Raw genomic sequence first — 8,007 nt, 5'->3', positions numbered from 1 at the left:
ATAGGATTTGTTGTAACGCTTTGCCTGTTTTTTGAGTTTCTCTTCGATTTCCCGCTCAACTTTAGCCAGGCGTTTCATGCCGTATTTGGCTTGTTTAAAGCGGTTGTTGGTGCTTTTTTGCGGGGTGAGTAGCCGCAACCGGGCTGCTTTGAGTATGCGGTAAATCGTTACTCTGCTGACACGGTATTGTTGTGCCAACGAAGTTACACTGATTTTGTCTTGTGTATAAGCGCGCCAAATGGCCTGGCGGTTATGCGGGGTTAGCCGGGTATTTTTATGGATGTTCATGCAGTATTGTCTTTCAAATACTGTAAACAACGCTAGCTTTTCCTACACCTTAGATTCTGTCATTCCCGCAACTGTGGGAAAAGGTCGGGTTGCCTACACTTTTATGCCAAGCGACTTTTATTCATTGCTGGAATGATGGTTTCGTGATTTTTGAGCATTCTCAAGAACGATGCGGCTTCGCCGTGCCTTTCGGCATTCTTGACAACCCTCAAAAATCCCAAAATGGGTCTGCATGCAAAAAACGGAAAGTGTAAACAACGCTGGAATTTCCTACAACACACACAGGCCGTCTGAAAAAAATCTTTTCAGACGGCCTGTTGTTATGTTTTGCTTTGCAGCGGTTTGGGTTTAGTGGTCGCTGGCTTCCGCCGCGCCGATACCGGTCATGGAGCGCACGTATTGTGCTTCAAAACCTGCTTTATCAATTTCGGCCTGTTTCGATTTGTCGGTAACCGAGAAGAACCAGGCAGAAATAAAGGCCAGCGGAATCGAGAACAGGGCGGGGTTGCTGTAGGGGAAGATGGCTTCTTTATGGTGCAATACTTTCACCCATACGGTGGGGCCGAGGATAATCAGCACGAAAGCCGCCAGCAGACCGAGGAAGCCGCCGATAACTGCGCCGCGGGTGGTCAGGCCTTTCCAGAACATCGACAGGGCGAGAATCGGGAAATTGGCCGAGGCTGCCAGTGCGAACGCCAAGCCCACCATGAAGGCGACGTTTTGGTTTTCAAAGGCGATGCCCAACACGATGGCCATCACGCCCAAGCCCAAGGTTGCCAAACGCGATACGCGCATTTCTTGTTCTTGCGAGGCTTGGCCTTTGCGGAAAACCGAGGCGTAAAGGTCGTGGCTCACGGCAGACGCGCCGGAAAGGGTCAGGCCGGCCACCACCGCCAGAATGGTGGCGAACGCTACGGCGGAAATAAAGCCCAAGAAGAGGTTGCCGCCGAGTGCGCCGGACAAGTGAACCGCCGCCATATTGGTGCCGCCGATCATTTCTACAACGGATTTGCCGTCTTGAACCATGGTGGTGAAGAACTGCGGGTTATCTTTGGTAACGAAGATAATCGCGCCGAAACCGATGATGAAGGTCAAGAGGTAGAAATAACCGATGAAACCTGTGGCCACGAACACCGATTTGCGTGCTTCTTTGGCATCGGGCACGGTAAAGAAGCGCATCAGGATATGCGGCAGGCCGGCGGTGCCGAACATCAATGCCAAGCCCAGCGAGAGCGCATCGATCGGGTTGGAAACCAAACCTCCGGGCGACATGATGGTGGTGCCTTTTTCATGGATTTCGGTGGCTTTTAAAAACATGCTTTCGAGACTGAAACCGGAGGCTTTCAAAATCATAAAGGCCATAAACGAAGCGCCCGAAAGCAGCATTACGGCTTTGATGATCTGCACCCAGGTGGTGGCCAGCATACCGCCGAACAACACATAGGCAACCATCAGCGCGCCCACGATAACCACGGCGGAAGTGTAGCTCATGCCGAACAGCAGTTGGATCAGTTTGCCTGCGCCCACAACTTGGGCAATCAGGTAGAGAATCACCACCAACAGGGAGCCGCTGGCTGCAAACACGCGCACGGGGCCTTGTTTGAGTCGGTAGGCCACCACGTCGGAAAAGGTGAATTTGCCGAGGTTGCGCAAACGTTCGGCAACCAGAAACAATACGATGGGCCAACCCACCAAGAAGCCGGTGGAGTAGATCAAACCGTCGTAGCCGGTGGTGTAAACCATGGCCGAAATACCCAAAAACGAAGCAGCAGACATATAATCGCCCGCAATCGCCAAGCCGTTTTGGAAGCCGGAAATGCCGCCGCCGGCGGTGTAGAAGTCTTTGGTGGACTTATTCTGCTTGGCCGCCCATTTGGTGATGAACAGCGTTGCGCCCACGAAAATCAGGAACATCACGATCGCCGAAATATTCAGCGGCTGTTTTTCCACTTCGCCGGTTAAGGCGTCTGCCCAAACGCTGCCCGAAGCGAGCAGGGCTAAGGTGCCGGTTAAAAGTTTATTCATGTTTATTCCTCTCCCTGAACTTCGCGGACAACTTCTTTGGTCATTTCTTCGAATTTACCGTTGGCGATGCTGACATAAATGCCGGTGGTGATAAATGAAAACACAATCACGAAAATACCGGCGTAAATGCCCCAAGTGGTGATGCTGCCTTCGGACACGGGTTTGCCGAACATTTCGGGCGCGGTTCCGATCAGCCAGATGAAGGCCACATACATCACAAAAACAACAGCCGAAAAGCTCCAGCCTATCAATGCTTTCTGTTGCGCCATCTGTTTGAATTTCGGGTGCGACAGCACTCGCTGTGCGGTTTGTTTATCCATTACTTTCTCCTTCTATTAAGAACGCTTATCGGTAAACGGGGTGGATTAAAATGAAAAAACATTGCTATGGCTAATATTATTTTCTGATAGTATCAATCCGTCCGGCTGATAATGCGTCGGACAGAATTGATTTTAAAAGCAATCACCGAATCAGAAAAACCTTTCAGACGGCCTGCAAATATGCTAAAACATCATAATCAATATTTGATGCGGCGCTGTATCCGGCGGCGGTTGTTTACAAAGTAATAAAATAACGGCCGACACAGGATAAGCGCCGGCAACGATTCCACCGACTTGTGCAGAAGAAAAACATGGACTACACCCAGCTTAAAACCTTTACCGAAGTTGCCCACATCGGCAACCTGACCCAGGCGGCGGAGCGTTTGCACCTGTCGCAGCCTGCGGTTTCAGCGCAAATCAAGTCGCTCGAAAAACGTTTGGACGTTACCCTGTTCAAGCGCACCACCAACGGCATGGTGCTCACCCCCGCAGGCGAAGTGTTCCTGCCCGAGGCCGAGGCTTTGCTGCAACACCACCACAAACTCGACTGTTTTGCCAAAACCCTTTCGGAACATTATGTTACCCATGCCGATTTGGGCCTCATCCACCCCGTTGCCCCCGATAAAATCACCGGCCTGACGCAAAGCATCCTGAAGCAGGACCCGGATATCATGCTGCATATCCAATACGGCATGAGCGGCGAAATCGAGCAGCGTGTGTTAGACAAACAACTGCACGGCGGCTTTTTTCTCGGCCCTGTAACCCGCCGCAGCCTGCGCAGCCTGTTTCTCGGCGACATCCAATATTCGCTGGTCTGCCATACGGGCGAAACCGGCCGCATCCGGGCAAACCTGCCCGGAAGTTTGGAAGAATATGCGTGGATTGAAATGTCGGTGGTGTCGAGCAGCCGCAAACATATGCAGCAGTTTTGGCGCAAACACAAAATTTCGCCCAAGCAGCAGATTATCTGCGACTACCCGCAAACCATCATCGATTTGGTTTGCGAAGGCACGGGGCTGGCGATGATACCCGCGCAAAAAGCCGAAGCCGCACGTGCGGCGGGCAGGCCCATCGACATACTCGACGAATACCGCCAAACCTTGCCGCTGCACTTTATTTATCTCGACGAATTTGAAGAAGATCCGGTGTTGAACCTGCTGAAAAGCTGTGTGGAAGAGGTTTGGGCGGATACGGTTGTTTGATACCGGAGCGGATATTTTTCAGACGGCCTAAAACCGCTGCAAAATCCAAGCAGGCCGTCTGAAATGCTTTAATGAATGCTTCAATTTCGTCATACCCGGGCTTAACCTGGGTAGCTATTCATTCTTCAAGAAACAGTAATAAAAAAACAGCAATACCCGGCTTGATGCCGGGTATTTTATGTGAACGAAAGCGCAGGCTGAGACCTTCGCAAATCCCCCATCTGCGGTGCATTTCTGCGTTGTGTGCTGCTCGCTCACTTGCCTAACTCCATGTTATGTCTGCGCTCGCTGCGCTGCTACGCCTTGAACTGCATCCACATCTGAGGGTTTTGCAAAGGTCTCAGGCCGGCCTTTACCGCCGGGCATTGAAAAATCGTTGCAGCAGCGCGCCGCACTCGCCGGCCAGCACGCCGCCAGTAACCGCCGTGTGGCGGTTTAAGCGGATATCGCCGAACAAGTCCACCACGCTGCCGGCCGCGCCTGTTTTCGGCTCTTTCGCGCCGTAAACCACGCGGGCAACGCGGGCTTGGATTAATGCGCCCGCACACATGCTGCAAGGTTCGAGCGTAACATAAACATCGCAACCGTCGAGGCGGTAGTTTTGCAGTGCTTTCCCGGCGGCTTCCAACACACCGATTTCGGCATGGCGGCTGATGTTGCAACTGCCCACGCAGGTGTTGTGTGCCGCTGCAATGATTTCCCCGTTTTTCACCGCCACCGCGCCCACCGGGATTTCGCCCGCTGCGGCCGACTGCTCCGCCTGCGCCAAGGCAGCGCGCATAAAACCTTCCATTTCTGCCGCAGGCGGAAATACCGCCACCGGCGGATGCCGCCGTACCGCTTCGAGCAAGGCCGCTTTTTCAGACGGCACCAAGTCGTGCACACCGATGTCGCGTTCGGCGGCGGCGAGCTGCCATAACGTGCTGCGGGTAACGGTTAACCCGGCCGCTTTTAGCAACAGAAACGCACCGGCCGCACTGTGCGCCCGTATATCCGCCTGCGTGCGGATGCCGAGCGATTGCAGCGTCTGCAAAACTTTAGGGGCAAAGGGTGGATGGGTAAGCTGCATTATGGTTAAACCGTGGCCGTCTGAAAAAACAACGGCGATTGTACAACAGATAGCGGCGGGGATTGTGTGCCGACGTTTCAGACGGCCTGCCGCATATATAACGTTTAAGCCCGGAAAGCCTGACGGCATAGAAGCAAGCATTCTTTGTATTGGCACGGTGATTACCGTACAATGCGCGTTTTTACCAGCTTTTCAGGAAACATCATGTTGAAAAAATTCGTTCTCGGCAGCGTGGCTGCATTTGTTTTGGCGGCCTGCGGCAACGAAGGCGCAAGTTCTTCCGCTTCGGCTCCCGCCGCGTCTGCCCCGCAAACCCAAGCGGCCGCCGGTTCGCTGTTGGAGCGCATCAATAATAAAGGCACGGTAACCGTGGGCACCGAAGGCACTTATGCACCGTTTACCTATCACGACGAAAGCGGCAAATTAACCGGTTACGATGTGGAAGTTACCCGCGCCGTGGCCGAAAAACTGGGCATTCAAATCGAATTCAAAGAAACCCAATGGGATGCCATGCTGGCCGGTTTGAAAGCAGGCCGTTTCGATGTGGTGGCCAACCAGGTGAGCCTGACCACGCCCGAGCGCCGCGCCACTTTCGACAAATCCGCCGATTACAGCTATTCCGGCCCGATGGCGGTCGACCGCAAAGACGACAACCGCATCAAAACGCTGGCCGATGTTAAAGGCCTGTCTGCCGCGCAAACCCTGAGCAGTAACTACGGCGAAATGGCACAGAAAGCCGGAGCCAAAATCGTTCCGGTTGACGGCATGGCGCAAGCGCTGACGCTGGTGCAGCAGAAACGCGCCGACTTCACCTTCAACGATTCGCTGGCCCTGCTCGACTATATGAAGAAAAACCCTAATTCCGGCCTGAAAACCGCTTGGGCGGCGCCTGCCGAAGAAAAACTGGGCGCAGGCTTTATTGTGAATAAAAACAACGACGAAGCATTGGCGAAAATCAGCGGCGCGGTGGAAGAGCTGCGCCAAGACGGCACGCTGAAAAAACTCGGCGAACAATTCTTTGGTGAAGATGTAAGTGTTAAGTGATTTTTTAAGCGCTCTGCCTTTTATGACCGAAGAGCGTGCGGTTTTGGTCATAAACGCATTTTGGCCGATGGTGAAAGCGGGGTTTCTGTATTCGATTCCGCTGGCCGTCGTTTCTTTTATCTGCGGCATATTAATCGCCCTCGGCGTGGCGCTGGTGCGGGTGGTGCCCGTGGCCGGCCTGTTCCACCGCCTGCTTTTGGGCGTGGTGCAGTTTTACGTTTCCGCCATACGCGGCACGCCCATGCTGGTGCAGCTGATGGTGGTGTTTTACGGCCTGCCCGCCATCGGCATTACACTCGATCCGCTGCCTACCGCCGTTATCGGCTTTTCGCTCAACATCGGCGCCTATGCCTCCGAAACCATACGCGCAGCGATTTTGTCGGTGCCCAAAGGCCAATGGGAAGCCGGTTTTTCCATCGGCATGACCTATATGCAGACCTTCCGCCGCATCATCATGCCGCAGGCGTTCCGCGTGTCTGTTCCGCCCTTGAGCAACACCTTTATCAGCCTGTTTAAAGACACTTCGCTGGCTTCGGTGGTTACCATCACCGAGCTGTTCCGCGTGGCGCAGCAGATTGCCAACGCCAGCTACGATTTCCTGCCCGTTTATATCGAAGCCGGCCTGATTTACTGGGTGTTCTGCTTCTTCCTCTTTATCGGCCAGGCCAAACTCGAAAAACGGCTCGACCGTTATGTTGCCAAGTGAGCAAGCCCATGATCGAAATCCGCAATATCCACAAATCGTTCGGCAGCAACGCCATTTTGCGCGGCATCGACTTGGATGTGGCCAAAGGCAGCGTGGTGGTGATACTCGGCCCCTCCGGTTCGGGCAAAACCACTTTCCTGCGCTGTCTCAACGCTTTGGAAATGCCGCAACAAGGCACGGTGGCTTTCGACGGCAGCGAACCCCTGAAGATTGATTTCGCCCGCCGTCCGTCGAAAAAAGACATCCTCGCCCTGCGCCGCAAATCGGGCATGGTGTTCCAGCAATACAACCTGTTCCCGCACAAAACCGCCTTGGAAAACGTGATGGAAGGCCCCGTGGCCGTGCAGGGCAAACCCGCCGCACAAGCCAGGCAGGCCGCTATGGCGCTGCTGGAAAAAGTGGGGTTGGGTGATAAAGCCGATCTCTATCCCTACCAGCTTTCAGGCGGCCAGCAGCAGCGCGTCGGCATCGCCCGTGCGCTGGCCATCCAGCCCGAACTGATGCTGTTCGACGAACCCACGTCCGCCCTCGACCCCGAATTGGTGCAGGATGTGCTGAATACCATGAAAGAGCTGGCCAAAGAAGGCTGGGCCATGGTGGTGGTAACCCACGAAATCAAATTCGCCATGGAAGTGGCCGACACCGTGGTGGTGATGGATAACGGCGTGATTGTGGAGCAAGGCTCGCCCGAAACCTTGTTCCGCCACCCGCAGCACGAACGCACCAAACGGTTTTTGCAGCAGATTAGGGTGGAAACCGAATAAGCCGCAGCTCTTTGCCTGATTGCAAGGCCGGTGCTTTTTAAAAACCATTCAGGCCGAGACCTTTGCAAAATTCTTTTAGGCCGTCTGAAACATCTGATTATCGTCATTCCCGCGCAGGCGGGAATCCGGTCGTTTTTTCATAAGTTATTGAAATAAAATAATTGATGGTTTTAAGGCTGGATTCCCGCCTGCGCGGGAATGACGGGATACGAACGTTTTCAGGTTTGAATTGGTTATTTTGCAAAGGTCTCAGGTGTAGGAAAAGCTAGCGTTGTTTACAGTATTTGAAAGACAATACTGCATGAACATCCATAAAAATACCCGGCTAACCCCGCATAACCGCCAGGCCATTTAGCGCGCTTATACATAAGACAAAATCAGTGTAACTTCGTTGGCACAACAATACCGTGTCAGCAGAGTAACGATTTACCGCATACTCAAAGCTGCCCGGTTGCGGCTACTCACCCCGCAAAAAAGCACCAACAACCGCTTTAAACAAGCCAAATACGGCATGAAACGCCTGGCTAAAGTTGAGCGGGAAATCGAAGAGAAACTCAAAAAACAGGCAAAGCGTTACAACAAATCCTAT

The 8,007-nt window shown here is 53.5% G+C and carries 7 protein-coding genes and 3 pseudogenes; 6 read left to right on the top strand and 4 right to left on the bottom strand.

The features are described from left to right. The 3 genes and pseudogenes from NQ012_RS12495 to NQ012_RS12485 form a co-directional block, all read right to left on the bottom strand. Window positions 1-288 (bottom strand): annotated as a pseudogene (locus tag NQ012_RS12495) (leucine zipper domain-containing protein); the annotation flags it as partial. 348 nt (window positions 289-636) lie between these two features. Next, on the bottom strand, window positions 637-2,313 hold the full coding sequence (locus tag NQ012_RS12490; protein ID WP_257067907.1) for a cation acetate symporter: 1,677 nt from the start codon (window positions 2,311-2,313) through the stop codon (window positions 637-639). Window positions 2,314-2,315: 2 nt separating this feature from the next. After that, entirely contained in the window at window positions 2,316-2,633 is a 318-nt protein-coding gene (locus NQ012_RS12485) for a DUF485 domain-containing protein (RefSeq protein WP_257067906.1), read from the bottom strand. Window positions 2,634-2,944: 311 nt separating this feature from the next. On the opposite strand from NQ012_RS12485, the gene NQ012_RS12480 reads away from it, so the two are divergent. Both NQ012_RS12480 and NQ012_RS12475 read left to right on the top strand, forming a co-directional pair. Beyond that, window positions 2,945-3,835: a LysR family transcriptional regulator gene (locus tag NQ012_RS12480; RefSeq protein WP_257067908.1), complete on the top strand. Its 891-nt coding sequence runs from the start codon at window positions 2,945-2,947 to the stop codon at window positions 3,833-3,835. 164 nt (window positions 3,836-3,999) lie between these two features. After that, a pseudogene (locus tag NQ012_RS12475) lies at window positions 4,000-4,182 on the top strand (hypothetical protein); the annotation flags it as partial. Between the two features lie 5 nt (window positions 4,183-4,187). On the opposite strand, the gene tadA reads toward NQ012_RS12475, so the two are convergent. After that, entirely contained in the window at window positions 4,188-4,904 is a 717-nt protein-coding gene (gene tadA, locus NQ012_RS12470) for a tRNA adenosine(34) deaminase TadA (RefSeq protein WP_257067905.1), read from the bottom strand. Between the two features lie 204 nt (window positions 4,905-5,108). Here tadA and NQ012_RS12465 point away from each other — a divergent pair, with 204 nt between their 5' ends. The 4 genes and pseudogenes from NQ012_RS12465 to NQ012_RS12450 form a co-directional block, all read left to right on the top strand. Then, window positions 5,109-5,948 carry an amino acid ABC transporter substrate-binding protein gene (locus tag NQ012_RS12465; protein WP_257067904.1) on the top strand — a complete coding sequence of 280 codons (840 nt, stop codon included), beginning with the start codon at window positions 5,109-5,111 and terminating at the stop codon, window positions 5,946-5,948. A gap of 22 nt (window positions 5,949-5,970) precedes the next feature. Beyond that, window positions 5,971-6,654 (top strand): amino acid ABC transporter permease, encoded by a 684-nt coding sequence (locus tag NQ012_RS12460; protein WP_306440866.1) that lies wholly within the window; start codon window positions 5,971-5,973, stop codon window positions 6,652-6,654. Window positions 6,655-6,662: 8 nt separating this feature from the next. Continuing rightward, window positions 6,663-7,418: an amino acid ABC transporter ATP-binding protein gene (locus NQ012_RS12455; protein WP_257067902.1), complete on the top strand. Its 756-nt coding sequence runs from the start codon at window positions 6,663-6,665 to the stop codon at window positions 7,416-7,418. A 301-nt stretch (window positions 7,419-7,719) separates the two neighbouring features. Further along, window positions 7,720-8,007, top strand: a pseudogene (locus tag NQ012_RS12450) (IS481 family transposase); the annotation flags it as partial.

The organism is Neisseria dentiae, from assembly GCF_024580525.1.
In the GTDB taxonomy this organism is placed as follows: Bacteria; Pseudomonadota; Gammaproteobacteria; order Burkholderiales; family Neisseriaceae; genus Neisseria; species Neisseria dentiae_A.
Note: the sequence above shows the minus strand (reverse complement) of the source record. Positions and strands in the feature narration are given on the sequence as shown.

Bases quoted from the DNA above. Each gene is read 5' to 3' on its own strand.
- tadA (WP_257067905.1), bottom strand. From the start codon at position 4,904: ATGCAGCTTACCCATCCACCCTTTGCCCCTAAAGTTTTGCAGACGCTG.
- NQ012_RS12460 (WP_306440866.1), top strand. From the start codon at position 5,971: ATGACCGAAGAGCGTGCGGTTTTGGTCATAAACGCATTTTGGCCGATG.
- NQ012_RS12490 (WP_257067907.1), bottom strand. From the start codon at position 2,313: ATGAATAAACTTTTAACCGGCACCTTAGCCCTGCTCGCTTCGGGCAGC.
- NQ012_RS12455 (WP_257067902.1), top strand. From the start codon at position 6,663: ATGATCGAAATCCGCAATATCCACAAATCGTTCGGCAGCAACGCCATT.
- NQ012_RS12485 (WP_257067906.1), bottom strand. From the start codon at position 2,633: ATGGATAAACAAACCGCACAGCGAGTGCTGTCGCACCCGAAATTCAAA.
- NQ012_RS12480 (WP_257067908.1), top strand. From the start codon at position 2,945: ATGGACTACACCCAGCTTAAAACCTTTACCGAAGTTGCCCACATCGGC.
- NQ012_RS12465 (WP_257067904.1), top strand. From the start codon at position 5,109: ATGTTGAAAAAATTCGTTCTCGGCAGCGTGGCTGCATTTGTTTTGGCG.